The organism is Parabacteroides sp. AT13 (assembly GCF_002272965.1).
Classification (GTDB): domain Bacteria; phylum Bacteroidota; class Bacteroidia; order Bacteroidales; family Tannerellaceae; genus Parabacteroides; species Parabacteroides distasonis.
In genome coordinates this window covers 1,566,848-1,593,471 of the sequence record NZ_NQMH01000001.1, presented here as the reverse complement: position 1 = coordinate 1,593,471, position 26,624 = coordinate 1,566,848, and the positions used below count along the sequence as shown (strand labels likewise).

The following is a 26,624-nucleotide window of genomic DNA, read 5'->3' as shown; positions in this document are numbered from 1 at the left end:
GCATAAAGAAAGTTTCCCGCTGTTATACTCCATATGTACGCTAATTTTCGTACTTTTGCCTCTTGAATCTTGAATATACGAAAGCGATGAATTATCAGATAGATGCTCCGGGTTCCGCTATCCGGACTACCGTAAAGCTTCCCGCTTCTAAAAGTATCAGTAACAGGGCATTGATCTTGAATGCGCTAAGTTATAGCGCATACGATGTGGAGAACTTATCCGATTGCGATGATACAAATTTGATGGTAAAGGCATTAAACTCGAACGATCGGGATTTTAATGTGGGTGCGGCGGGTACGACGATGCGTTTCCTTACTGCTTTCCTCTCGAAGGTGGTGGGCGAATGGACGATTACGGGAACCGAACGCATGAAGAACCGTCCGATCAAGGTGTTGGTGGATGCGCTGAACGCTTTAGGCGCCCGGATCGAGTACATGGAGAAGGAGGGTTATCCCCCTTTGCGTATTTTCGGAAGCGCCTTGCAAGGCGGAGAGATCTCGCTACCGGGAAATGTTAGCTCTCAATATATATCCGCTATCTTGATGATCGCCCCGTTAACAGAAAATGGGGTTACGTTGCATTTGGAGGGCGCTATTATCTCTAGGCCCTATATCCATATCACCTTGCAATTGATGGAGCAATATGGAGTGAGAGCCTCTTGGACGGAGAATACGATCAAAGTACTTCCCCAAGAGTATAAGCCGATTCGTTTTACGGTGGAATCCGATTGGAGTGCCGCTTCTTATTGGTATGAGATCATGGCGTTATCGAAAAATGCTGAGATCGAATTGTTAGGTTTATTCAAGAATAGCTTGCAGGGAGATGCCGCCGGAGCGAAGTTGTTCGCTCAATTGGGAGTGGGCACTACTTATACGAAACGTGGAGTCATGTTAAAGCATACTGGAAATATCTGTGAGAAGTTGGTTTATAACTTCGTGAATGAACCGGATTTGGCTCAAACCTTTGTGGTGACTTGCGTGTTATTAAATATCCCTTTCCGCTTTACGGGACTTCAATCATTGAAGATCAAGGAGACGGATCGGATCGAGGCATTGAAGACAGAGCTTCGTAAATTAGGTTATGTGTTGACGGATCGCAATGATAGCATCTTGGAGTGGAACGGTGAACGCAGGGAACCGGAGTCGCATCCGGTAATCGCCACTTACGAGGATCATCGGATGGCTTTGTCATTCGCTCCCGCCGCTTTGGTACGTCCCGAGGGGATAGAGATCGCCCACCCGCAAGTGGTCAGCAAGAGTTATCCCCATTATTGGGAAGATCTTAAGGCCGCTGGTTTCTCTATTAGGGAATCAGCCCTTTAATTTTCAGTTTTCAATTCTCAACTTTCAATTGAATTATGTGGTACATTGTCATAAGTCTTATAGGTCTGGGTGTCGTAGCCGCTATCGCCGGGTATTTCCGGAATAAGAAACTTCAGAAGATGCTGGAACGGGGGGAGATCTCGGAGATCCCCGAGGCACAGGAGATTCCGGAGGTTTGCTGCGGACAACATGAGACTTGCGAGCGGGATAGTTTATTAGCCGCCGTCAGCAAGAAAATCGAATATTATAACGATGAGGAACTGGATCGGTTCCAAGGAGTGGAAGCGGACGCTTACGATGAGGAAGCCGTTGAGGAGTTTAGTGAAGTGCTTTATACCCTCCGGGAAGTGGAGGTGGCCGGTTGGCTCCGTAGCCTGCAATTGCGAGGGATCAATTTGCCGGATGCCTTGAAGGATGAGGCATTCCTGATCATTGGCGAACGCCGTACTCATTAATTTAGGAAACGAATCATATGGATTTATTGCAATATGCCTTTTTTCAGAACGCCTTGATCGGGAGCTTGCTAACCGCCATCGCTTGTGGGATTGTCGGGACTTACATCGTATCCCGCCGGTTGGTATTTATCAGCGGAGGGATCACGCATGCTTCGTTCGGAGGTTTGGGCTTGGGTTTTTATCTGGGAACAAACCCGATCTTGATGGCGATGTTGTTTTCGATCCTCTCTGCCTTTGGCGTGGAGTGGGCGAGCAAGACGCAAAACGTAAGGGAGGATTCCGCCATAGCGGGCGTATGGTCGCTGGGTATGGCTTTGGGCGTGATCTTTATCTTCCTTACGCCGGGGTACGCCCCGAATCTGTCCGCTTATTTGTTCGGTAATATCTTGACCATCTCTACGGCCGATATCTTATGGATTTTAGGGTTGGTGGTATTGTTGATACTCATATTCTCCCTTTTCCTCCGTGAGATTGTTTACGTGGCGTTCGATCGTGACTTCGCTGTCACGCAAGGCCTACCGGTAAAATGGATCGAGTATACGATGATGTGCTTTATTGCCATGACAATTGTTCTTTCGATCCGGTTGGTAGGGATTATGCTATTGATGAGTTTGCTGACCTTGCCTCAAATAACGGTGAACCTGTTTACTTCCGACTTCAAGAAGATCATGTGGGGAAGTATCGCGATCGGCTTTCTGGGTTGCGTGTCCGGACTGGTTCTTTCTTATTTCCTGAACGTGCCTTCCGGTGCGTTTATCATCTTGTTTTTGGTGGTCCTCTTTTTGGCCTTGAAAGCAATAAAACCGTTGTTACGGCGTTAATTAAAGAATGAAAAAAGGGTTTTATTACATAGTGGCGTTATTAACGGTACTCTTGCTTTGGTCGTGCAGCACGAAGAAGAACACGAAAGCGAGCCGTTTTTATCATGCCTTTACGACCCGTTATAATATTTATTTCAATGGAAAACAGGCGTTTGACGAGGCACTGAAAAGCCAACAGGACGGATATAAAGAGAACTATTCCGACAGGATCTATATGTATCCGATCAGCGCCCAGCCTAAAGACAAAGCCGAGCCGGGCGGCCCTTTCGACCGGACGATCGAGAAAAGTAATAAAGCTATTAAACTACACTCCATAAAAGCGAAACCGGCCAAGAAACCGGGCTGGCGGAATAATCCCAAACTACGTGCTATCCAAGAACAAGAGGAGTATAACCCTTTCTTAAAGAATAGTTGGCTGATCATGGGACAGGCGCAATTCTACAATGCCGATTTCCTGCAAGCCTCCGCTACCTTTTCCTATATAGCCCGTCATTACGCGAAGGACGAGGAGGTCGTGGCCGAGGCCCGTTTGTGGCAAGCCCGTTGTTATTCCGAGATGGGTTGGTTCTATGAATCCGAGGATATCTTGGATAAGATGAACAAGAACGGTATTCCTGCTTCCGCTTTGAAGCAATATGCGGCGGTGTATGCCGATTATTTGATCAAGAACGGGCAGTTCGAGGATGCCATCCCTTATCTGAAGACCGCTATCAAGGCGGAGAAAAACCGGAAGCAACGTACCCGGATGAAGTATCTTTTGGGACAAATCTATGCGGATCAAGAATTAGATGGCTTGGCTTATAAGACCTTTGGTGAGGTAGCCCGTTCGAATCCTCCGTATGAGTTGGAATTTGCCTCACGTATCCGTCAGACAGAAGTATTCTCGGGTACGAATTACTTGAAAGTGGTGAAGATGCTCGAGAAAATGGCGAAAAGCCAGAAGAATAAGGATTATCTGGATCAAGTATACTATGCTTTAGGAAATGTATACCTCAGCCGGGAAGATACGGTGAATGCCATAAAGAACTATCAACTCGGTATCGATAAGAGTACATTGAATGGAATGGATAAGGCGATCTGCCAGATAAAGCTGGGAGATATCTATTTTACGATGCGGGATTACGTGAAAGCGCAACCTTGCTTTAGCGGAGCCTTAGCCGGAATTCAAAAGGAATACAGGGATTATGAACGGGTTTCTAAATTGTCGGCGATTCTGGATGAATTGGTTGTGCATGTAGAAGCGGTCTATCTTCAAGACAGTTTGCAAGCCTTGGCTAAATTACCGGAAGCGGAGCGGTTAGCGATTATCGATAAGAAGATTGAGGAGGTAAAGAAAGAGGAGGAAGAGGCGAAAGCCTTGGCTGAGAAGGAGGCTTATCTGGCCGAGCAGGAAGCGAAAGGCACCGGAATCGACCGTCCCGGTACGGAAACCAATGCTGTTGTCTTGCCGAATGCGTCCGGTGGAGCGTCTTTCTATTTCTATAATCCTCAGACCGTAGCGCAAGGAAAGACACAGTTCCAGCGTAAATGGGGACGTCGTCCGTTGGAAGATCACTGGCGCCGCCGTAAGAAGGAACTCTCTACCTTTAATGAGAATCTGGATGAGGAGATGCTGGCCGAGGGAGATTCCACCCAAATGGTAGGGCCGGACGGTGAGCCGTTGCCGACCGATTCGATAGGCGGTGACCTGTCGGCTGTTGCCGCCGATGATCCGCATACCCGTGAGTATTACCTACAGCAGCTACCTTTCACGCAAGAGGATATAGACGCTTCTAACATTATTATTATAGACGGTCTTTACAATATGGCGATGATCTATAAGGATAAGTTGGAGGATATCCCCTTATCTGTCGAGGCATTCGAGAATTTGGAACGCCGTTTCCCGGATAATGAGCACCGTTTGGAGAGCTATTATCAAGTATATTTGATGGCCCTGAAAACTGGAAATACAGTGTTGGCTACCGAGTATAAGAATAAACTAATGAACGCCTTCCCGGAAAGCGATTATGCGGTAGCTGTGGCTGATCCGAATTACGAGTATAATATCCGCATGATGGATGTGGTACAAGACTCGATCTATCAAGCTACTTACGACCGTTATCTGGAGAGCGATACAGCGTATGTACGTAAGAGTTTCCGGTACGTAAGCGAGAAATATCCATTGGCTACATTGATGCCTAAATTCATGTTCTTGGATGCGTTATCATATGTGCAGGCCGGGGATGCGGAAGGCTTTAAGAATGCCTTGAAAGCGCTGGTCGAGAAGTATCCGAACGCAGATGTCACGGAACTGGCCGGGGAGATGTTGAAAGGTGTTCTTCGGGGACGTGCCTTGGTGCAGGGCGGTGTGAAAGGTATGAGTTGGAACTTACGATTCGGTTTGGGCGAGGATGGTATGTTATCTGCCGAGGATTCGGCCCGTGTATTTAATCCGGAACGGAATATGCCTTATCAGATGCTTTTGGTATATCCTACGGGTAGCGTAGATCAGAATCAGTTGCTATTCGCTGTCGCCGCTTATAACTTTGCGAACTTCATGGTGAAAGAGTTTGATTTGGCTTTGGAGCAGGCCGGCCCGATCAGTATGCTGGCGATTAAAGGATTTATTAGTTTTGATGAGATTATCCAATATTATAAGATGATATACGGTAAGGATGGTTATGCTACGGCCTTGAATAAAGCGGTTGCCGTGTTACCGATCTCTGATGATAATTATGAGACCTTGATGCGTGGCAAGACCTTGGATGAATATATCACCTTCTTCGATGAGAGCTTCGGTGAGGAATTACCGGATCTGGCAGGTCGTTGGAAAGCCCGTATGGAAGCCGCTAAGGAGGAGGAGGCGACTGAAGATGAAATGATCACGGAGGAAGAAGCCGAAGTGCCGGAAAAGGCAGATGAATTGAAACCAGAAGTTGAACCAGAAAAACAACCTGTTACAGAGCCGGAGGAGGAACAACGGCCTGTTCAAGAACCTGTTCGACAGCCCGCTATACCAGTCGTCCCGGATACGATTGAGGTCCCTGCGTTTGACAAACCGGAGATTCAGCCTGTCGATACCCTTCGTAAGGATACGGTTCCTGTTGTTCAGCCGGCGGTTGAGGATCAAGGCATGACCTTGAAAGAAATCCAAGAGATCCGTAAACGGGAAGCTGCCGAAGAAGAAGCCCGCAAGGAAGAGGCTCGTAAGGCTTTCGAGGCTCAGCAAAAGGCGGATAAGGAATTACGTGAGCAGAAAGCGAAAGAACAGGAAGAACTTCTCAAGAAGCAAGCGGAGGAAGAACGTGCCCTGTTGAAAGCGAAGGCTGATCGAGAGAAACAGTTGGAAGCTGATCGCAAGGCTAAGCTGAAACAAGCGGAAGCGGATCGTAAGGCGAAACTGAAAGCTCGTGAGGACCTTCGTAAGGAAAAAGAACGTGCTTATAAGCAACGCTTGAAACAGAAGGAAAAAGAGCGCAAGGAGAAGGAACGCTTATACAAGCAAAAATTGAAAGAGAAGGAAAAAGCCCGCAAGGAAGCCTTGCGGGAAAAGGAAAAGGTAGCCCGGGAAAAGGCCCGGAAGCGTTAATTGCATTAGATATTAATAGGTAAGAATTTCCAATCCTGTCTCTGTCATCAAGAAGGTATGTTCCCATTGGGCGGAGGGTAGTTCATCCTCGGTGATGACCGTCCAACCGTCTTCCTCGTCGATAAATACTTTCCAAGTACCCATGTTAATCATAGGCTCGATCGTAAAGACCATACCCGGAACTAAAAGCATCCCAGTTCCTTTTCGTCCGAAATGACAAACTTCCGGTTCCTCATGGAATTCCAGACCGACGCCATGTCCGCATAAATCCCGTACGACAGAGAATCCGTTTTTCTCCGCATGCTTTTGAATAGCGTTGCCTATATCACCGACGAATCCGAACGGCTTCGCCGCTTTCATACCGATCTCCAGACATTCCTTGGCGACCTGTACCAATTTCTGCTTTTCCGGAGATACGTTCCCGATCATGAACATGCGGGACGCATCCGAATAATAACCATCTAAAATCGTTGAGACATCCACATTAATAATATCACCGTCTCTTAGGATCTCCTTCTCACTGGGAATACCGTGACAAACGACCTCGTTGATAGAGGTACATACACTTTTAGGGAACCCCTCATAGTTTAAGGGGGCTGGAATCGCTCCATGCCCTACCGTATAATCATACACCAATTTATCGATAACAGCTGTAGACATACCTTCTTTAATCTCCTTCTGGATTAAGTCCAGCACCCCTGTATTGATCACGCTACTTCTGCGGATGCCTTCAATCTGCTCTGGAGTCTTGATAAGCTTGCGGGTGGGTACTAAATGTCCTTTATTTTGGATATATAGGATTTTCTTGTCTAATTCGGTGAGAGGTTGCCCCTTGATAGGCTTCCAATTGTTTACTGTTCTACGTGACATATTAATTCATTTTACTCAAAATGTAGTGTAAAGGTATGACTTTTTAAGATACCCTGTCCTGTAGATACTCTTTATTTATCCAAATAGCTCTTCTTGAAGATATCTATACAAAGAAGGAATAAGGATAATAACAACGGCCCGAAGATGATCCCCATAAATCCGAATAAGGACAACCCGATTACGACTCCGAAGACGGTGATTAACGGATGTATATCCGCCAACTTCTTTTGTAGGATAAAACGAATCAGATTATCGACGTTCGTAATGACAAGCAAGGCATAAATAGCCAATCCCAAGGCATGTACCCAATCTCCGTTTAAAGCCATATAAGCCGCCAACGGAACCCAGACCAATGCGGTCCCTACAATGGGAATGATCGTAGCGATACAAGTGAGAAACCCAAATAACAGCGGATCGGGAGTCTGAAAGATAAAGTAACCGATCACCGCTACGATACCTTGTATAACCGCCAAAAGAGGGATACCTATGGCGTTTGATTTTACGATCATATTGATCTCGTTGAGTACCTCATCCTTGTTTCGATCACTGAAGGGGAATAAGGTGTATAGATAGTTTTCCATTTTTCTTCCGCCTATCAACATGAAGTACAGAATGAAAATCAAGACGACGACATTTACGGCGAAACTGCTTATGCTACCCACTAAAAACTGTCCGATTTGTGGGAGTATAGAGGCCACTTTTAATAAGTTTCCTCTATCCAGTACATCAAACCCGGTCTTTTCCTGAACTAGATCCGCTATATGTTGGCCTGTATTTAGCAGTACAGTCGGGTCTAAATTAATATTTTGAGTTTTGTTGATTACCAACCAGATCGCCAATGTGATTGGGATTAAGAAACATAAGATTGTTTCCCCCAGTAACAGTAAAGCTGCAAAAGCCGGTCTCATATTTAGCTTTTCTGTCAGATGGAACATCTGTCCACGCAGCAATATATAGATGGTGAATGCTCCAAGTATACCTCCAAGAAACGGGGTAATCTTAAAAAATAGAATTACCCCTAGTCCTAATATAATGGTGATCAATGAGTATCTCCAGTAATGTTCTTTTACGTTTTCCATATACATTCATGCCCTTATTTATCTAAAAACAAGATAGGAGAAGTCATTGTTTATTGGATTTCTTATTCTTTGGAGAGCCGTTTACCTTCGATGAAGGTCTCTTGAATCTCTATATCGTTGTTGAAAATGATGATATCGGCATCCTTTCCTTTCTCCAATGTTCCTTTACGGTCTAAAAGACCCATTAGGCGGGCTGGGCTTTCGGAAGCCATACGAACAGCGTCGTGCAATGGAATTTCCGCTTTCTCGACTAGGGTACGGATCAAACGGATTCCGGTAGCTATACTTCCCGCGATAGCTGAGCGATCGGCTAATTTACATACGCCTTCCTCGATAATTACCCGGGAGTCCGGAAAATGTTCCGTACCGTTATCGCAAGCGGCGGCGGCCATTGCGTCCGTGATTAAGGACGTACGTTCTACCCCTTTGATTTGATATACCAACTTTAAGATTGCCGGCGGTACGTGGATACCATCGGCTACAACTTCAACGGTCATATCTTTCATGAGATAAATACCTTCTACCGTTCCTTCATGTTTATACTCACGGTCTTTATGGACGGAAGTCATGGCATTGTAGAAGTGGGTAGCATGGGTGAATCCGGCTTCGTATGCTTTTTTCACTTGGAGATAATCGGCTGTGGTGTGGGCTAGTGAAACCAACACACCATGAGCTGACGCATATTTACCGAATTCCAAAGCCCCGTCAAGCTCGGGGGCGGCGCTCCAGCGTTTAACACATTGGGTACTGTTTAGTAATTCCTTATATTCTTGGGGATCGGGCGGGTAAATATAATTAGGGTCTTGTCCGCCTTTCATAGCCATATTCAAATAGTTGCCTTCGAGATGTAATCCCATGATGCGGGCTCCCTGTTCCGGGTGGTTCATGATGTGCTCGCAGGTCTTGATCGCTTCCCGGAAGGTATCGATAGGGGCAGCTGCCAATGTAGGATATAAAGCCGTTGTTCCCTGTAAAGCATGTGCTCTTGTGATCGCATAGAACGCTTTCGGGGTAGCTTCCGTGAAATCATGTCCGTTGCCGCCGTGTACATGCGTGTCGATACAGCCGGGAGCCACATAATATCCTTTTGCGTCGATGATCTCCGCATGAGGAATCTCCCGGTTTTGCCCGGTGATCTCCACTATTTTCCCATCCGAGATGATGATTTGCCCGTTTGGTAGGAGACCCGAAGGAGTTAATACTTTTGCGTTTATGATTTTAAGAAATGCGCTTTCCATATATCTTGTTTTTATTCTTTTGGAATCAGTAATAAGTTATCCTTATAGGACAACGGGGGATTATATTGGATTTCCCGGTTGCCCCTCGGGGTAGCGGATCGTAAGAGCGGTGACTGGCCGGTTATCTCGTAAATAGCTTGTCCTAATAAAGGATCCTTCAAATCTCCGAATTCAGCTAGATCACTCTTGAATTCATCGATAGCTACATCGGGATGAAATCCGTCTTCATAATCAGCTTCCCGATCCTTATTATAAATATGGAAAGTGACGGGAGAAAGTATCCAGCCATATTTTTTAGATTCATTGTAGATCGTCATACCGACGGTCTTGCCAAAAGTCTGCTTACCGATAACCCGAACGTCTAGATAAGATCGTAGCGAGTTAATGATAAGTTCGGAGGCAGAAGCCGTAGTTGAACCTGTCAAAACAAATAGCCGTTGTAGGTTTAAGTTTCCTGCCATGACCTCGGTCGTTTTGAGTAAAGGCAAGGTCTCATTTTTATTGGAGTTTTTATCGTTATACTCCATGATACATAAAGGTTCTCCTAAAACGTTTTCACGGACTAATAGCGAAGCCAGTAATTGGGCGCAATTGACAAGCCCACCCCCATTATAGCGTAAATCAAGTACGAACTCATTGACGTTGCGACTTTTGAATTTTTCGAAGAGTTGTTGCAAATAAAGATTATAACTAGTGTCGCTATAATCGTATTCATCCGGTCCGGAGGCGAAATGGTTGTACATCAAATAGCCGATTCGCTTATTGCCATATGTGTATACGGAATCTTTTAGGAATGGGGTGTCTTCTACCGTTCGGGATGCGTTCAAGGTAACTCTTCGGGTGGAGACGAATCCCTTGGTGTTTCCTGTTTCTTTTCCTAGTTGGAGGGATACGCTGCCTCCGCTTCTCAACACATCATAGTCTTGGATAGAACCCAAGGAGCCGTTTACGCCGAGTATCCAGTCTCCCCGTTTCAATCCGGCTTCTTCGGCGGGTGAATCCTTTAATACATAAAGGACAATGGCTATTTTATAGGTACTACCTCCGTCTTTAAGGTTGGAAGTCGCGAAATCGAATCCGTATGAGTTGTTCGCATCGTAAATGCTCTTTGTTACGGTCGCTTTCTCTAATTGGGAGAAGTAATGATGGCCATCAGAAAGCTCTTTCCCGTCTTTGTAGGATAACAGGCCCTTGAAGAAGCTCTCCGGATCAAGACTAAAGTCCAAGGAACTTTTATCCGGGAACTCGGAATACCAAAGATAATTCTCTCGCATCGTTTGCTCGATCCATTGATTTACTTCATTGTCGGTTGCCAGAATATCGATATCATCTTTCTCGCAAGCGGAGAATGCTAAAAGGCCAAGGATAACGATCGTATAATACTTATAATTCATAGTGGATATATATTAAAAACAGCCCTTCTCTCAATAACGGAAAAGGGCTGTTGATATTGTTAAGGACAAATATACGCTATATTTTCTTCTCGATAACCGCTTGAACAACATTTAATACATAATCGCCCAGCTTTTCACTTTCACTAACCATGTCCATGTAATAAACGCCATCTTGATATTGGTACAGCTTATTGTTGATGTCCTCGATATTCCGGCTCTTCAACTGGTTACGGTAGTTGTTGATCTCGTTCTCTATGTTATAAGAAGGATTGATATCATCATGTACGAGTTCCGGTTTATGCAAAATTAGGTTCATGCGATTTAACGCCCCGGATACCAGCTCGAACATATGATCCAAGTGCTTGTTTTGCTCCTCCGTGAATTCGGATTTGAACTCGTTTCTGCGTTTGATACTTCGGGCAAGGTTATTACAAGAATCCGCTATACTCTCGATTTCCGAGACGGCACGTAGCATGATACGGATTTCTTCCTTACTTTCAGAACTCAAACGGCCTTCCGATACTTCAGTCAAGTAATTTGCGATCTCGATCTCCATGCGGTCGCTGATATTCTCGTATTTCTCGATGCGGCTATAAGTCTTGAGGAAGGTCTCCTCATTCTTCTCGTAGAATAATTCTTTCACCATATTAAACATCCTAGCCGTACGCTCGGCGAATAATGAGATTTCTTTATGCGCTTGCAGGATAGAAAGCTCGGCGGTGGATAACATACCTCCCGTGATATAGCGAAGGCGGTATTCCTCGTCTTCCACCTTGGGCTTGATAAGCGTACATACGGTCTTTTCGATCAAGCTTACGAACCAGATCATAATGAAAGTATTACTGATATTGAATGCTGTGTGGAACGCTGCCAGTTTAAAGGATACCGCCACAGCCGGATCACTGACCTTCATTACATGGGTAACAAACCATGAGACGGCATTCGTGAAAGGGTAGAAGAGCACCAAAACCCACATGACACCGAAAACGTTGAAAACAAGGTGCGCTAACGCGGCTCGTCGTGCTTGTGTGTTTCCGGTTAATGCGGCTAAGTTGGCCGTAATCGTAGTTCCGATATTCTCGCCTAATACCAAAGCGACTCCCAAATGGTAATCGATCCAGCCGTTGGCACACATAATCAATGTAATAGCCATCGTGGCAGCGGAGGCTTGTACGATCATGGTTAAGATCGCTCCGATAAATAAGAACAAGATGATGGAGAAAAATCCCATATCCGTATAATTCTGCACGAAAGCCAGCATCTCCGGATTCGCTCCGAGGTCCGGGGCGTTTGCCTTTAAGCTTTGAAGCCCCATGAACAGGAACGCGAAACCAAAGACAAATTCGCCGATTGATTTGCGAGAGCTTTTTCCTGAGAAGAAGAGTGGGAGAGCGAAAGCTAAAAGGGGAAGGGCGAACGCGGCGATATCGACCTTGAAACCGAGGGCGGAGATAAGCCATGCCGTTACTGTGGTTCCGATGTTGGCACCCATAATGACTCCGATGGATTGGGTCAACGTCAAGAGTCCGGCATTCACGAAACTCACGACCATAACCGTCGTAGCCGATGAGGATTGGATGAGAGCCGTTATTAACACGCCGGTGAGCACACCGGTCACTCTGTTTGTGGTCATCGCGGTTAGTATTCGACGTAAACTGTCACCCGCAAATTTTTGTAACCCTTCACTCATGATCTTCATTCCGTACAAGAACAGCGCCAAGGAGCCGATCAGCCGGAGAAAATCAAAAAAAGAATAGTCCATTTAAATTACGTTTAAGTGGATTGTATATCCGATTAATATTCCTAACTTTAGGGGGCGAATTTACAAATAATAACTGAGATAGTATGTCTGAGACAATAACAATTTACTGCAAAAATAATAATACCTACAAGGATGTACCCATTGGTTCTTCGTTGTTGGACATTTATACGGCGCTTGGCGCTCCGCTTCGGTACAGGCCGATGAATGCGCAAGTGAATAATAAGACGGAAAGCTTGAACTTCCGTTGTTGGCAACCGAAGGATATCGAATTTATCGACTATACTCAATTATCCGGATTGAGAACCTATGTCCGCTCGCTTTGCCATATATTTTCCAAGGCGGTGTATGATATTTGGCCGACGGCGACCTTAAATCTGGAACATCCGGTGTCGAAAGGTTACTATTGCGTGATCCATAACGGCAAGAACATCGATCTGGAGACGATCGAGAGGATCAAGAAACGTATGTGGGAGTTGATTGACGCGGATCTTCCTTTCCTCCATAAGAGTGTCCGTACGGTGGATGCCGCCGTATTGTTCAGGGAGCGGGGTATGAATGATAAGGCTCGCTTAATAGAGACGGCGGGATTGCCTTATACCTCTTATTATGAGTTGGAAGGTTATATCAACTTCTTTTATGGCTGTTTAACCCCTTCGACCGGCTATATCCAATTGTTTGACTTGGAACCGTATATGGATGGCGTTTTGCTCCGTATTCCGAAGCAGACCGATCCGATGGAATTGCAGCCTGTCATCAAGCAGGATAAGATGTTCGAGGCTTATAAGGAACACCTTACATTGCAGCGGACTGTCGGCTTAGATAATGTGGGGGATTTGAATTTAGCGATAGAGAAAGGCCGCTCTCAGGATATAATCCTTGTCTCTGAGGCGATGCAGGAAAAACAGGTTGCTAAGATCGCCGAAAAGATCGCCGATGGATATAAAGAGGGCATCCGTATCGTCTTGATCTCTGGCCCTTCTTCTTCGGGAAAGACTACGTTTTGCAAGCGTTTGCAAGTGCAATTAACAACTAACCTGCTTCATCCGGTAGGAATTTCCTTGGATGATTATTTCTTGAACCGGGAAGATACACCGAAGGATGAGCATGGCGAGTATGATTTTGAATCCTTGTATGCGCTGGATTTACCCTATTTTAATAAGGATTTGAAGAAGTTGTTATCCGGGGAAGAGATCGATTTGCCGACTTTTAATTTCGAGACCGGCCAACGGGTTTTCAAAGGGAAGAAGCTTAAGCTTCGTGAGAACTCGATCTTGGTGATAGAAGGTATCCATGCCTTGAATCCGGAGCTGACGGAGTTTATCGATGATAAATATAAATATCGGGTATATGTCTCGGTCTTGACCTCTATCTCTTTGGATAACCATAATTGGATACCGACGACGGATAATCGTCTGCTGCGCCGTATCATCCGGGATTATCGCTTTAGGGGATATTCGGCGGAAGATACGATCAACCGTTGGCCGAGCGTTCGCCGGGGTGAGGATAAATGGATCTTTCCGTATCAGGAGAATGCGGACGCTATGTTTAACAGCGCCATGTTGTATGAGCTGGCCGCCTTGCGCAAATTTGCGGAACCGATCCTCGCGCAAGTGCCGGAGAGTAGTAAGGCGAATGCGGAGGCGTATCGTTTGCTCCGTTTCCTCCGCTACTTTAATTACATCCCGACGGAGGAACTTCCCGGAACTTCCTTGCTCCGTGAATTCTTGGGGGGAGGAAGCTTCAAGTACTAGGTAGAATCATACTCTATAAAGCCTTTAAAAAAAGACGTACGTGTTTTTCCGAAAACATGTACGTCTTTTTTTGAAAACATGTACGTGTTTTTTTCATATCTTTGTCTATGAGTCACATTAAACACAAGACGATATGAACCAGACTATTTACCCCATCGGCATACAGAACTTTGAGAAGATCCGCAAGGACGGCTATCTCTACATTGATAAGACCGCCTTGATCTATCAATTGGTGAAAACAGGAAGCTACTATTTCCTCAGCCGCCCGCGTCGATTCGGGAAGAGTCTGCTGCTATCCACGCTGGAGGCCTATTTCCAAGGGAAAAAGGAGCTGTTCGAGGGACTGGCCATGGAGAAGCTGGAGAAAGAGTGGACCAAGCATCCGATCTTGCATTTCGACTTGAATATCTCCCACTACGACGCCCCTGACAGCTTGTATAAGATATTAAATGATACCTTGTCCAGATATGAGGAGGAGTATGGGACACGGCCTACCGAGGAGACCCTGCCCCTCCGCTTCGCCGGAATCATCGACCGGGCCTACCGCAAAACCGGACAGCGGGCCGTGATCCTGATCGACGAGTACGACAAGCCCTTGCTACAGAACTTGCACGACGAAGAGATGCAAAACCGGTTCCGGAACATGCTCAAACCCTTCTACGGTGTGTTGAAGACTATGGACAGGGCTATACGCTTCGCCCTACTGACCGGCGTGACCAAGTTCGGGAAGGTAAGCGTCTTCAGCGACCTCAACAATCTGGACGATATATCCATGCGAGAGCCTTACGCCGCCATTTGCGGCATCACGGAAACGGAGCTGCGTACGCATTTCGATGAGGACATCCATACGTTGGCCTCTGCCCTTGAGCGGACATACGAGGAGGCCCGATCCTTGCTACGGAAACGGTACGACGGCTATCATTTCGTGGCCGGGGGACCGGGCATTTATAACCCTTTCAGCCTGCTGAATACCTTCAAGTATATGCGGCTCAGCGATTATTGGTTCGAGACGGGCACGCCCACTTACTTGGTGGAGTTGCTGAAACGAACGAATTACGACCTGTACGACATGGCCAACACCGAGACCGACGCCGACGTGTTGAACAGCATCGACTCCGCTTCGAACAATCCCATCCCCGTCATCTACCAAAGCGGATACCTCACGATCAAGGATTACGAGCCGGAATTCAAGATCTATCGCTTAGGTTTCCCGAACCAAGAGGTAGAGGAGGGTTTCATGAAATACTTACTGCCGTTCTATACGAACATTCAAGCCTCGAAGTCTCCTTTCGAGATAGGCCGCTTTGTGAGAGAGGTACGGGCAGGAGACTACGACGCCTTCTTCCACCGCCTACAAGGCTTCTTCGCCGATACCTCTTACGAGGCGATTATTGGCCGGAACCCGGAACGGGACACGGAGCTGCATTACCGAAACGTCCTCTTCATCGTCTTCAAGCTGGTCGGACTGTACACGCAAGTGGAATACCACACCTCGAACGGGCGCATCGACCTCGTCCTGCAAACCGACCGCTACGTCTATATTATGGAGTTCAAGCTGAACGGAACCGCAGAGGAGGCTCTGCGGCAGATCGAGGAGAAAGGTTATGCCCTACCCTTCGCCGGAGACGACCGGGAGGTCTTAAAGATCGGCGCGAATTTCTCCTCCGAGACCCGGAATATCGAGAGGTGGCTGGTAGGGTGAAAAAGTCCTATTTTTATCCATATATACTTACTTGGCCAACGCAGTATATATTCTATGCCCGGAGAAGATATACTTCATCGGCAAAGTAAGTATATCTTCTCTGGGAAAAGGCTTCTCAAGTGAATAACTGATCACTTCCCAAGCCGTTAACTGACGGCTACCCCTACTCGTTAGTTATTCACTTGAGAAGCCGTTAGTTATTCACTTGTCAAGCCATAAACGGATGACTTGTTTCTGGCGTAACCATCTGCTATTCAAGATGTTGTAATGGTAATAAAAATAGATCCAAAAAGTCGGGATTTCCAGCCAAGATATTCTCGTCTTTTTGTATTATTTTTACCCTCAACAAATAACACGCAAATGAAGAAAAACATTGTTTTCCTGTTAATTCTAATACCTATTATATGGATCTCTTGCGATGGGATGGGGCATCAAACCATAGACTTCCGGAAAGTAGAGAACCTTATGCCCCAACATCCGGATAGTGCGCTAATGCTCCTTGAACAAATAGAGAACAAAGAAAACCTATCCCGAAAAGATAAGGCACATTATTATTTGCTGTTAACAGAAGCACAAGACAAGACTTTTGTTAAGCATGAAACCGACTCGCTGATCACGATCGCGACGGATTATTATGAGGAAACAGACGATCTGGAACGAAAAGCGAAGGCTTGGTTCTATAAGGGGCGGATCAACCAAGACTTAAATCAGCCCCTAAAGGCACAGGAATATTATCTCAAGGCATTGAGAGAAGAGGAACAGATTAAGGACTATGCGTTACTCGGCAGAATCAATAATAATATAGGTATGCTCTATACCTACCAAACGGTTTACGACAAAGCGTTACCCTTTCAGAAAAAGGCCGTTGAGGATTTCCGTATGCTAAAAGACTCAATGGGGCAAGTATTTGCGTTACGGGACTTAGGCCGAACCTTCTTGATGCTGGGATATCAAGACAGTGCGATCATCTGTAACCAAAAAGCGATCGCCTTAATGGGAAAGAACATCCTCCCTTCCGTTTATACGGAATTGGCCGGCCTTTATATAGAAGAACAACGCTTGGAAGAAGCATATGGATTATTACAGACATCTTTACAAAATATAGTGAAACCACAAGCCAAATATCCCGTATACCTAGTGCTTGGTGAACTTTATAAAAAAAACTGTCAAATTGACTCAGCTCGTTTCTACCTACAAGCATGCGCAGATTCCGCACCTTTGCCTAAGACACGTGCCGGAGGACTTTTCCAGTTAAAAGAAATCGCCTTCGCTCAAAAGCAATGGGAGCTAGCAGCTTCATTATCCCATAGATACGAGTCGATACGGGATTCTATAGAAAAGGAAATGCAGGCCGAATCTATCCGGAATGTACAAGCGTTCTATTCATACAATGACATTGAGCGAGACTTATGGGAAGCACGACTTTACGCTTCCCAACAGAAGTTCTTTTATACTTTATCCATAATAGGCTGCCATGTTCTACTAGTAGGAAGCATTTTCACGTTCATCCGTTATAGGCAGGAGCGAAAAAACGCATTACGACGATTAAAAGACAATGAGAAACAAATCCTTAAAAAAGAGCAAGAGATAAAAGACTTGTCCTCTGTCAAGAATAGTTTGCTACATGACATACAGGAACATAAAATAAAAGAACAACAACAGGAGAAATTATCCCATATCAAAGAAAGCCTGGAGCGAGACATTTCCATCCTCAAAACAGAGAATTCCAATTTAAGAAACCAAGAGGAAACAAGGAAGGAGAAGTTAGCGCAATTACAGGTAGGACGATTGTATGACAAGTTTCGCTCCCCCATATCTTGGACTCCAACAAACGACGATTGGAACAAGCTTTTCGTTACGGTAGAAGCGTGTTTCCCCAACTTTGCGATAGGTTTACAAGAGTCTGTTCCCTTGAACGAATCCGAGAAAAAGATCTGCTATCTGATCAAAATAGGGGTAAAGCCGGGAGCGATCGCGATCCTACTCAATTTGGGAAACGCCTCCATTTATCGAAAAAGATTATATGAGAAGTTAACTGGCAAGAAGGGAAATGCCAAAGATCTAGACTGCTATATATCTAATTTATAACACTATACTAGATATCAGCCAAGGAACTAAACAAAAAATGCACAAATCTTTTTTGCATAATTATGCTCTTGTTCGTTTTTTGTTCATTTTTCTGTTGCTTTTTCACTGATCTTTATCAACACAAATCGTAATTACACTACTAATAAAAATAGTAATAGCGTTATGAAAACACATTTGTTAGCCTTATGTATTCTTTTAGGATCATTTCTCTCCATCACATTTGCTTATGGAGATGACATCCCGGCACACGGGAAATGGGATGATGAACGTTATCGCTCCATCCACGTATTACCTCCTACCTTATCTATAGAAGGAAATATTTTGAGTGTTCATTTCACGGAAGCATTAAATGATCTAACGATCCGCATCATGGATCATGCAGGTAATATAATGTATGAGAATATACTTTCCGGAGAAACAGGAGATATTATCAACATTCCATTGGACGGGATAGAAACAGACACATACCAAGCAGTCTTGATTCATAAGTTAGGATGGCTAGTTGGAGAATTCGAGATTAAATAAAGCATATGGCAATCCCTAAAATCATACATCAAGTCTGGGAGGGGCGTACAGAACCATGTATGCCCACCCGCTTACAAATCTTGGCAAGAACTTGGCGAGAGCAGAATCCAGATTGGGAATATCACCTTTGGAACGGAGAGGAAATGGATGAGTTGGTAGAAAAACATTTTCCGGAGTATCTTTCCATGTATAGAAGTTTTCCATACAATGTACAACGTTGGGACACGATTCGCTATATGATATTATATGTATATGGGGGAGTCTATACGGATTTGGATACGGAATGTTTTAAGCCTATCGAGCCATTATTAGAAGACGTGATGATAGGATTTGGCGAAGAGCCCCCGGAGCATAATTTCAACTCAAGTATGTCCACCCTAATAGGAAATGCATTTATGGTTTCTGAGCCAAGATGCGGAGGATGGATAGACATTTTAAAAGAAATTACTGATGCAATGTTACGGGACTATCCAGCACAAAAGGTGATGCATACAACAGGCCCATTGATGATATCACGGATATTTAATACCTTGAAGAAAAGATACAAGGTTACTCTTTTCCCTTATTCAAAAGTAACGCCTGTGACGAAAGATGACATGGGTTCATATATCTATCAGGGAGAGACCGCCTCATTCCATGAAAAAATAAAGGAAGCATATTGTTCTCATTATTTTTTTGGTAGCTGGGGTACGAATTTTTCATTTTACAATTAATGAACGATATGAAAGAGTTATTCATTCAATACAAAGGCATACTAAAAGACCTACTCCGTTACGGGGTACTGAAAACAGAGGCTCTAGAGCATACCGGATTGTATAACGGTAAGCTAGGCATGACTATCCTATTTTATGAATACAGTCGTTATAGTGGAGATGCTTTATATGAACAATTCGCGGACGAGATATTAGAATCTATAATGGAGCTTCCGGATGATTTATCTCTTGATTTGTCAGATGGATTATGTGGCATTGGATGGGGAATCACCTATCTATTAAGAGAACGTTTTATTACCGGTGAGATCAAAGATGTATTATCGGATATAGATATAAAGATACAAGAAACAGAAATTTTGAATGACGATACACTAAAAGATTATCATACATATTTAATGTTTAGAAAAGAGTACATAGGAGAAGATGCACAAAGAGATTTGCCATATAGTCCTTATAGAGAGAGCTATATACAGAAAAAAATTTGGGAAACTTGTTTTTCTCAAAATCAATTAGAAATGAATCAATAATTTAATTACCATGAGCTCTAAGCAACAGGACTATACCGAATACACTGTCGATTTATCACAATTGACAAAAGAACGCCCTTTAGGGGTAACGGGTATATTGCGCTGCCAAAACAGTGCGGATTTCCTAGACGCTTGCATAGAGTCCTGTATTGAAGGATTAGATGAGCTGATTGCGGTATATCACAATTGTACAGATGAGACAGCTAATATACTTAAAAGAAAACAGAGCAAATACCCCTACAAGATCAAAATCTTTGAATACCAACCCTATATCTATCCTATAGATTTAACGGATGAACAATTCCAAGAGACCATGAATTTGCCGAAGGATTCAATTCATCTCCTTTCCGGATACACGAATTATGCGATTTCAAAAGTAACCTATCGCTATGCGATCAAGATAGATTCAGATCAGCTATTTTTTTCCGAATCATTCAAAAAATATTGTGATGCCTACCGCACCGAGCAAAAAGTCCGGATCAACCCTTTGGAACAAATTGCTTATAAGCTATATACATCTTACCTGCATAATTCTAAAAAGGACAAAAGTCCAAAAAGAAAATGGCAAGACTGGTTAGCGATAAAGATGGTTCCTTTCTATTTTTCCTATTTGAAAAAAAGAATCAAGCAAGATAAAATATTGGTATCCCTCTCTGGTATCAATGTGTTACAAAAAAACGGAGAATGGCTTACTTTTTTAGGAGACGAAAAGATAGACACAACCTACCGGGACATTCTATGCCCATTCAACGGAGTGCGAGATCTTTTCTTTTTCGAGGTCTCTGAAGAAATGACCTACCAAGCTTGTTATTTGCCAAAAGCTCCCGGCTACAATCAAGTTCTGGAAGTAATGTTTCACAATAAAAAGCTATTTGATGGTGGTCTGATATGGTTTCATTTACGTCCATGTCTTCAAAAGCACACTGAAACTTATCAATATTGGTATGAAAAAGCAAAGGATCGCTTCATTTCTCTAGAAAAATTCAAGAAATGTAATTATTCAAAGCTGAAAAGAAGGAAAAATTTATTCATACGTTCACGCTTTGAATCCATGTTTTCTTATTTCTATTCTGCGCAACGTCATTCAATTCCTTGGCGCACATTGGAAAATTGGAGACAAGAGGAGTCTCAAGAAAAGATGAGTTCGCTGGATTTGGGAAAATACAAAATCGAGTTTGATACAATCATACAAGAATATATAAGAACTGCTATTCAAGAATATGAGGTCCGGGATACCCTAAGACTCATGCTTGGCAACCATTCCATAAAAAACGCATTGTTCGTATATATACTGTCTTTCATTTCGAAAGAACAAATGGATTATATACGTTCCCGTATCGCCGGAAAATCTATCGAGGAGTCTATTCACAACATCTCTAATTTCTTGAATCATTTTGAATGGATAGAAAAGAAAAGGAATACCACAAATAACTTTAATATAGATAATCATCTTTGGACAAAGCTTTTATCTCCATATAAAAGATGTTGCTTGGTTTACCTAGTGGACAAGGAAGAATTGGCTCATATATCGACTTTTTTACAAAAAGAAGAGATTCCAATTCTATTATTATCTGAATATGAGATTCCGGATGATACAGAACTACCGGAAACAGTTACAGCTGTACAAGTTGAATTTTCCGAACAAAAGGTATTTGAGAATGATAGCATTGAACAAAATTTTCCTAGACTGTTCTTATACGCAAATACGTTTGAGACGATTTTACGAATCTTAAACCCAAGTAAGGTTGTTTGTTTGACATCAAGCAAAACTTATCAAAAAGAATTATTGCTAGGCTTTGCAAAAGATTTAAATACTAAAATTGAGTGTTGGTAAGATGAATACAGAAAAAGACATATTATTACGAAGAATAGCGAATCATCTGATTTTGCATTCAATCGACATAGAGGATATTGGTTTATTCCATGGAAAGATGGGAGTTGTGCTATTCTTTGCGCACTACGCAAGATATACAGACTCAGCTATATATGATGACTTTGCAGGGGAACTGCTCGAAGAAATCTGCGAGAATATTCCAGAGACATTGCCTATAAATCTGGAGACTGGATTATGTGGAATCGGCTGGGGAATCGAATATCTAATTCAAAATGGGTTCATGGAAGGGGATTCCAATGAAATCCTTACAGAAATCGATAAAAAAGTCATGGAGCGGGATTTACGAAGAATAAAAGATCTTAGTTTGGAGACAGGACTAATGGGAATATCTAGTTATATAAATATACGAATTAACAACGCAGATATAACAGCAATTCATACAAATTTCGATGATCTATTTTTATTAGAATGGAATCTTATTTGTAATAATAAGATAATATTGGATAAAAAACAAGCTATATTGCAAATTATAGGATCATTTCCCAAAAATGAGGATATCCATTCATGGGAACTTGGTCTACATCAAGGAAGTTCAGGATATGGACTTAGATGGATATTAGAAGAAACACCAGTCTATTCTGGCTAATTTCATATTTATAAACAATTTAAATTTATCGTTATGAAACAAGTACGTAAATTGAAACTTTCTCAACTCAGCAAAAATGAGTTAGAAAAAAAAGAGCTAAAAAAACTCAAAGGCGGTGGATGCTGCATTTGCGGAGGTGGAGGCGGCTCAGCTAATGCTAGCGCAAATCATTCAGGAGATCTTTATTCTCCGGGTGGTGGATATGGATGGGGTTACTAACCTTTTCTGAAGTAAGATAAGATTTTTCTGTTATAAGATGTATCTTATAGCGGATATCTGTCACTTTAAAGAACTTCTTATTTCTTATTAAAGAAATAAGAAGTTCTTACTTCCACTAAGATAGATATTGAATGTCAATTAACTATTATACCAATTTCAATATGTGCGAAATGCTAGTGATATCAAAAGCTAATTAAATAATAAATTATGATACAACCAGTTATATCAAAATCCGGATATACATATATTTATAGTTCATATATAAATAGCATATTATTGTCTCCCTCTGAAAATGAATATGTTGATATAGATATGGACAAGAATGCATATGAATATTATAAACAAAAAGATTTCTTCTTGAGAGAGAATAATTTTTTCGAGAAAAAAATCCCCAATATGGAGATTGAATATGATACCTCTTGTATAGAATCAGAGTTAGCAAACCTAAATCAATTACTTATTGAGGTAACGGATGAATGTAATTTATCTTGCAAATACTGTAGTTATGGAGACTTATATTCAAATCAAGATGAACGCAATAGAGGCAAACAAGAATTTAATAATGTTAAAATTCTAATTGACTATTTAATATCACTATGGAAATCATATCGTAATATATCATTCAATAATACCATAAACATAGGATTTTTTGGAGGAGAACCTTTAGTCAATATGATATTAATTGAAAAAATAATTAACTACTTAAATGCAGTGAAGATAAAGGGGATAACATTTGTATATAATTTAACGACAAATGCGATATTATTGCCTAAATATATGAATTATCTTGTCGAGAATGATGTGCATTTATTGATAAGCATTGATGGATCCAAACAGAATAATATATATCGGGTAAAAAAGGAAGGGAAAGAGTCTTTCGATATTGTATTTGCTAATATCAAAAAATTAAAAGATAATCATCCTAATTATTTTGATTCCAATGTAAATTTCAACTCTGTATTGCACGATAAAAACTCTGTTGATCAAATTTATAGCTACATAAAGACTAACTTTGACAAAACACCTTATATATCTGAATTGAATAGAAATGGAATTGCTGAAGACAAGAAAGAAGAATTTAATAGAATGTTTCATTCTAAAGAAGACAGCATAAAGCAAGCGGTAAACTGTGGAAGTAGCTATTTGAAGGAGATTGCAGATGATTCCCATATTGTGCAATTAGATATTTTCATGCAATCGTATTTTGGCAATACTTACAAAACCATCCCAGACCTATTTTTCCAAGATAAAGATATCAAATATTTTCCAACAAGCACCTGTGTACCTTTTTCTAAAAAGATATTTTTGACAGTACAAGGGAAAATATTACCTTGCGAGAAGGTTGGACAACAGTATCCGCTAGGCTATGTGAGAGATGGTAAAATAAATTTGGATAGCAAGGAAGTTAAACAACTGTATTTGAAACTTTATACTCCTATAGTTGATAAATGCAAAAAATGCTTGTTGTGGAAAAATTGTGAGATCTGCGTGTTTTATTTACCCAAAGATGAGGAAGGTCAAACCGTATGTCCTTATTATCTTGGAAATGAAGATGTCAATCGATATTTTTCCACCTACATATACGCTTTAGAAAAGCATCCTGATTTATTAGATAGAATAGAAAACGAAATATTAATAGATTGAACATGGAAAATTATACTCATTGGTTCTATTTAGAATCTTACACATTTCTTTTTTACAGTAAAAATCAATATGTAATATACAATACATTAAATTCAACTTATATTGATTGTTCCCTATATGGAAAGACAATAAATACAGTCTTATCAATTCTTCATAATACAAATAAAACCTATTGTGTAGGTATTTATGAGTATCAATTAAGAGATTCGCAATTTACAGAATTCATAAAAAAGATAAGGAATACATTTTCAGGTGATATAATCAAAAACATTAGAGGTATTCCACCTTTTATCTCTAAGCCTATTTTACGGATTCTTCATCATCCTAATAATCCAAAGACAAAAGAATACAATTTACTGGGAGAAAATGCACTATTTCATCTCCATGAAGTGACCTTTTATTTAGAAAATCAAGGTTTTGATTTAAATCCAATGTATAAAGATTGCTATAAGCAATTCTTATATCCCACATATACAGAAAAACAAAAATTATCACATGCAAAATATCTAGAGATAATAGAACAATTATCTATTTGTCAAATAGATAAAATAAATATCATACCAGCTACAATAGAAAAAAAAGAGCTTTTTTCCTATCTGTTATCACTCTCCCGCCAGTACAGTATTAAAACACAGATAATATTACCATATAAAAAATACAACAAAGAAGATTTGAAACAATTGTTAATAAATCCGCAATTTTCAATAATGATAATGGTTCATTTACCTGTAGATTATGAAGAGTTAAATAGTTATATAAACTTATTTAATGAATATAATATCACTTGGAGTCTAATCGCTTCTAATAAGAATGACGTTATTTTTTTATCTAAAAACAACCTCGGGAAATTCACAAATGTTGATTATATACCTTGGTATACAGGAGATAACATGGATTTCTTCAAAGAATATATTTATAATGATTTTAAAGATATTATAGAACAAAAAAACACAAAACAGCATATTTTCAGAAAACAAATACTGAATGATAATCTTTTTGGCAAATTAACCATTTTCCCTACAGGAGAAGTGTATTCTAACGTAAACTTTCCTACGATTGGAAATATTCAAGATCAAAAATTGTCTGAAATTGTTTATTCTGAAATAGAAAACTATTTTAAACCTTGGTTCTTTACAAGAGATTATGTTTCATGCAAAAACTGCGTAAACAAGTATCTATGTCCTTCTATATCTAATTATGAAATAGTAGCCAATGAATATAATATGTGTTATTTAAATCAATAAGGTCATGAATAGAATCATATATTACGTATCGATCACGTTACTAACGGTTGTTTCCTCATGCGGAAATAAAGAGACAAATGTATCCAGAAAGTTGACCTTGGATAATTGCCCAGTCATAGCACAGGTTATTAATCTGCAAGGAGATCCGGTGACTAGTTTAGACTTTTCTTCCGTAAAGGATACATTCAATTTATCGCTAAGCTCCTTGCTTTCTTCCTTTCAAGTTATTCGCCTAGAAAACTCGGAAGACGCATTGACCGCCGCAGGGCAAGATACCCATATAGCCGTGAGTGACCATTATATTTTAGTGAAATCTTTTAGGGCAGGCTCTTCATGTAAGCTCTATAACCGTAATGGGGATTTCATCAGAAAGATCTCCTCCCAAGGACAAGGGCCGGATGAATATAACCTATTTATTTATGATCAGTATTTAGATGAAAGTAATAATAAAATCTATCTAATGGAGATTCGTGCCTCTAAGATATTAGTGTTTGACTTCGACGGGCAGCCACAAAAACACATTCCTCTGGCCTATATAACCCATAAAGGCCGGTTCGTCATCAATGCCGAGAAAAAAACAGTAACCGTCATGTGCATACCTTTTCAGGGAACTCCCACCGCATTGATCTGGACGCAGGATTTCGAAGGCAATATCATCCAAGAATATCCGGTCTCCGACCAATTCATGTTGATCCCAAGCACTTACGATTATGAGGTACGGGAATCCTTGAATACCACCGCTTCCGACTTCTATCTTCATAATTGTATAGCCTCGCAAGACACACTTTATCATTATGACATAGACTCGAATACGCTACACCCTGTTTTTACGATGCATACGGGTCATGAGCCGATCTGCCATTATTTCACGGAGCTGCCCAATCACTTTCTAGTCACTTGGTATACACAGACCTCATGGAATAATGAGTTACCCCGTTTCCCGAAAATCCTAGTAGACAAACAAAGCCTTAAAGGTTGTTTCGTGAATTTGAAATGGAATATGCTAGGGAATATAGATGGGCCTACCAATCCGTCCTTCAATCGAGGTTATTTCACTGCGATCATGGAACCTTACGCATTAAAAGAGCAATTGGAAAAGGTTCTGACTTCCACTCAAAAATTATTCCCAGAAGTATTGAGTAAAGTGAAGAAGTTGAATAATCAAATTACTGATGATGACAATTGTATCGTTTTTATAGGGAAGTTGAAAACAAAATAAAAT

Annotated in this window: 21 protein-coding genes; 16 read left to right on the top strand and 5 right to left on the bottom strand. The window is 41.8% G+C overall.

Going from position 1 to position 26,624, the window contains the following annotated elements:
• The first annotated feature begins 86 nt into the window (after positions 1-86).
• The 4 genes from CI959_RS06850 to CI959_RS06835 are packed head-to-tail and all read left to right on the top strand — an operon-like array spanning position 87 to position 6,166.
• Positions 87-1,322 (top strand): 3-phosphoshikimate 1-carboxyvinyltransferase, encoded by a 1,236-nt coding sequence (locus tag CI959_RS06850; RefSeq protein ID WP_057317278.1) that lies wholly within the window; start codon positions 87-89, stop codon positions 1,320-1,322.
• 35 nt (positions 1,323-1,357) lie between these two features.
• Complete coding sequence (locus CI959_RS06845) at positions 1,358-1,777, top strand: hypothetical protein (protein ID WP_005860099.1); 420 nt, start codon at positions 1,358-1,360, stop codon at positions 1,775-1,777.
• Positions 1,778-1,794: 17 nt separating this feature from the next.
• Positions 1,795-2,598 (top strand): metal ABC transporter permease, encoded by an 804-nt coding sequence (locus tag CI959_RS06840; protein WP_005860097.1) that lies wholly within the window; start codon positions 1,795-1,797, stop codon positions 2,596-2,598.
• A 7-nt stretch (positions 2,599-2,605) separates the two neighbouring features.
• Positions 2,606-6,166, top strand: coding sequence for a tetratricopeptide repeat protein (locus CI959_RS06835; protein ID WP_057317277.1), 3,561 nt, complete (start codon positions 2,606-2,608; stop codon positions 6,164-6,166).
• A 12-nt stretch (positions 6,167-6,178) separates the two neighbouring features.
• Here the strand turns inward: CI959_RS06835 and map are convergent, their stop codons facing one another.
• The 5 genes from map to CI959_RS06810 form a co-directional block, all read right to left on the bottom strand.
• Positions 6,179-7,036 (bottom strand): type I methionyl aminopeptidase, encoded by an 858-nt coding sequence (gene map / locus CI959_RS06830; RefSeq protein ID WP_005860093.1) that lies wholly within the window; start codon positions 7,034-7,036, stop codon positions 6,179-6,181.
• 71 nt (positions 7,037-7,107) lie between these two features.
• Positions 7,108-8,121: an AI-2E family transporter gene (locus tag CI959_RS06825; protein WP_057317276.1), complete on the bottom strand. Its 1,014-nt coding sequence runs from the start codon at positions 8,119-8,121 to the stop codon at positions 7,108-7,110.
• A gap of 56 nt (positions 8,122-8,177) precedes the next feature.
• Positions 8,178-9,353: an N-acetylglucosamine-6-phosphate deacetylase gene (gene nagA / locus CI959_RS06820; RefSeq protein WP_005860089.1), complete on the bottom strand. Its 1,176-nt coding sequence runs from the start codon at positions 9,351-9,353 to the stop codon at positions 8,178-8,180.
• Positions 9,354-9,364: 11 nt separating this feature from the next.
• A complete protein-coding gene (locus tag CI959_RS06815) occupies positions 9,365-10,747 on the bottom strand; it encodes a S41 family peptidase (protein ID WP_057317275.1) in 1,383 nt (460 codons plus the stop codon).
• Positions 10,748-10,823: 76 nt separating this feature from the next.
• The gene (locus tag CI959_RS06810; protein WP_005860085.1) at positions 10,824-12,509 is read right to left on the bottom strand and encodes a Na/Pi cotransporter family protein; all 1,686 of its coding nucleotides are present in this window, start codon (positions 12,507-12,509) and stop codon (positions 10,824-10,826) included.
• Between the two features lie 83 nt (positions 12,510-12,592).
• On the opposite strand from CI959_RS06810, the gene CI959_RS06805 reads away from it, so the two are divergent.
• From CI959_RS06805 to CI959_RS06750, 12 genes are all read left to right on the top strand, one after another.
• On the top strand, positions 12,593-14,260 hold the full coding sequence (locus tag CI959_RS06805; protein ID WP_005860083.1) for a nucleoside kinase: 1,668 nt from the start codon (positions 12,593-12,595) through the stop codon (positions 14,258-14,260).
• A gap of 133 nt (positions 14,261-14,393) precedes the next feature.
• Positions 14,394-15,962: an ATP-binding protein gene (locus tag CI959_RS06800; RefSeq protein WP_057317274.1), complete on the top strand. Its 1,569-nt coding sequence runs from the start codon at positions 14,394-14,396 to the stop codon at positions 15,960-15,962.
• A 360-nt stretch (positions 15,963-16,322) separates the two neighbouring features.
• Positions 16,323-18,050, top strand: coding sequence for a tetratricopeptide repeat protein (locus CI959_RS06795; RefSeq protein WP_095231423.1), 1,728 nt, complete (start codon positions 16,323-16,325; stop codon positions 18,048-18,050).
• Between the two features lie 162 nt (positions 18,051-18,212).
• Positions 18,213-18,575: a DUF3244 domain-containing protein gene (locus tag CI959_RS06790; protein ID WP_009275214.1), complete on the top strand. Its 363-nt coding sequence runs from the start codon at positions 18,213-18,215 to the stop codon at positions 18,573-18,575.
• Between the two features lie 5 nt (positions 18,576-18,580).
• Positions 18,581-19,288 carry a glycosyltransferase family 32 protein gene (locus CI959_RS06785; protein WP_005860074.1) on the top strand — a complete coding sequence of 236 codons (708 nt, stop codon included), beginning with the start codon at positions 18,581-18,583 and terminating at the stop codon, positions 19,286-19,288.
• An 8-nt stretch (positions 19,289-19,296) separates the two neighbouring features.
• Positions 19,297-19,815: a hypothetical protein gene (locus CI959_RS06780; protein ID WP_011967179.1), complete on the top strand. Its 519-nt coding sequence runs from the start codon at positions 19,297-19,299 to the stop codon at positions 19,813-19,815.
• Positions 19,816-19,825: 10 nt separating this feature from the next.
• Positions 19,826-21,649: a hypothetical protein gene (locus CI959_RS06775; RefSeq protein ID WP_095231422.1), complete on the top strand. Its 1,824-nt coding sequence runs from the start codon at positions 19,826-19,828 to the stop codon at positions 21,647-21,649.
• 1 nt (position 21,650) lies between these two features.
• Positions 21,651-22,295, top strand: a complete 645-nt coding sequence (locus CI959_RS06770; protein ID WP_009275217.1) for a lanthionine synthetase LanC family protein — start codon at positions 21,651-21,653, stop codon at positions 22,293-22,295.
• Positions 22,296-22,328: 33 nt separating this feature from the next.
• On the top strand, positions 22,329-22,514 hold the full coding sequence (locus CI959_RS06765; protein WP_005860066.1) for a TIGR04149 family rSAM-modified RiPP: 186 nt from the start codon (positions 22,329-22,331) through the stop codon (positions 22,512-22,514).
• Positions 22,515-22,721: 207 nt separating this feature from the next.
• Positions 22,722-24,158, top strand: coding sequence for a radical SAM peptide maturase (locus CI959_RS06760; RefSeq protein WP_009016696.1), 1,437 nt, complete (start codon positions 22,722-22,724; stop codon positions 24,156-24,158).
• A 2-nt stretch (positions 24,159-24,160) separates the two neighbouring features.
• Positions 24,161-25,402, top strand: a complete 1,242-nt coding sequence (locus CI959_RS06755) for a TIGR04150 pseudo-rSAM protein (protein WP_005860062.1) — start codon at positions 24,161-24,163, stop codon at positions 25,400-25,402.
• Between the two features lie 4 nt (positions 25,403-25,406).
• Positions 25,407-26,621, top strand: coding sequence for a 6-bladed beta-propeller (locus CI959_RS06750; RefSeq protein WP_057317724.1), 1,215 nt, complete (start codon positions 25,407-25,409; stop codon positions 26,619-26,621).
• Positions 26,622-26,624: the final 3 nt, after the last annotated feature.

What these genes read in the sequence shown, in the direction of transcription:
- CI959_RS06850 (WP_057317278.1), top strand. Translation starts at nt 87, where the DNA reads ATGAATTATCAGATAGATGCTCCGGGTTCCGCTATCCGGACTACCGTA.
- CI959_RS06845 (WP_005860099.1), top strand. Translation starts at nt 1,358, where the DNA reads ATGTGGTACATTGTCATAAGTCTTATAGGTCTGGGTGTCGTAGCCGCT.
- CI959_RS06840 (WP_005860097.1), top strand. Translation starts at nt 1,795, where the DNA reads ATGGATTTATTGCAATATGCCTTTTTTCAGAACGCCTTGATCGGGAGC.
- CI959_RS06835 (WP_057317277.1), top strand. Translation starts at nt 2,606, where the DNA reads ATGAAAAAAGGGTTTTATTACATAGTGGCGTTATTAACGGTACTCTTG.
- map (WP_005860093.1), bottom strand. Translation starts at nt 7,036, where the DNA reads ATGTCACGTAGAACAGTAAACAATTGGAAGCCTATCAAGGGGCAACCT.
- CI959_RS06825 (WP_057317276.1), bottom strand. Translation starts at nt 8,121, where the DNA reads ATGTATATGGAAAACGTAAAAGAACATTACTGGAGATACTCATTGATC.
- nagA (WP_005860089.1), bottom strand. Translation starts at nt 9,353, where the DNA reads ATGGAAAGCGCATTTCTTAAAATCATAAACGCAAAAGTATTAACTCCT.
- CI959_RS06815 (WP_057317275.1), bottom strand. Translation starts at nt 10,747, where the DNA reads ATGAATTATAAGTATTATACGATCGTTATCCTTGGCCTTTTAGCATTC.
- CI959_RS06810 (WP_005860085.1), bottom strand. Translation starts at nt 12,509, where the DNA reads ATGGACTATTCTTTTTTTGATTTTCTCCGGCTGATCGGCTCCTTGGCG.
- CI959_RS06805 (WP_005860083.1), top strand. Translation starts at nt 12,593, where the DNA reads ATGTCTGAGACAATAACAATTTACTGCAAAAATAATAATACCTACAAG.
- CI959_RS06800 (WP_057317274.1), top strand. Translation starts at nt 14,394, where the DNA reads ATGAACCAGACTATTTACCCCATCGGCATACAGAACTTTGAGAAGATC.
- CI959_RS06795 (WP_095231423.1), top strand. Translation starts at nt 16,323, where the DNA reads ATGAAGAAAAACATTGTTTTCCTGTTAATTCTAATACCTATTATATGG.
- CI959_RS06790 (WP_009275214.1), top strand. Translation starts at nt 18,213, where the DNA reads ATGAAAACACATTTGTTAGCCTTATGTATTCTTTTAGGATCATTTCTC.
- CI959_RS06785 (WP_005860074.1), top strand. Translation starts at nt 18,581, where the DNA reads ATGGCAATCCCTAAAATCATACATCAAGTCTGGGAGGGGCGTACAGAA.
- CI959_RS06780 (WP_011967179.1), top strand. Translation starts at nt 19,297, where the DNA reads ATGAAAGAGTTATTCATTCAATACAAAGGCATACTAAAAGACCTACTC.
- CI959_RS06775 (WP_095231422.1), top strand. Translation starts at nt 19,826, where the DNA reads ATGAGCTCTAAGCAACAGGACTATACCGAATACACTGTCGATTTATCA.
- CI959_RS06770 (WP_009275217.1), top strand. Translation starts at nt 21,651, where the DNA reads ATGAATACAGAAAAAGACATATTATTACGAAGAATAGCGAATCATCTG.
- CI959_RS06765 (WP_005860066.1), top strand. Translation starts at nt 22,329, where the DNA reads ATGAAACAAGTACGTAAATTGAAACTTTCTCAACTCAGCAAAAATGAG.
- CI959_RS06760 (WP_009016696.1), top strand. Translation starts at nt 22,722, where the DNA reads ATGATACAACCAGTTATATCAAAATCCGGATATACATATATTTATAGT.
- CI959_RS06755 (WP_005860062.1), top strand. Translation starts at nt 24,161, where the DNA reads ATGGAAAATTATACTCATTGGTTCTATTTAGAATCTTACACATTTCTT.
- CI959_RS06750 (WP_057317724.1), top strand. Translation starts at nt 25,407, where the DNA reads ATGAATAGAATCATATATTACGTATCGATCACGTTACTAACGGTTGTT.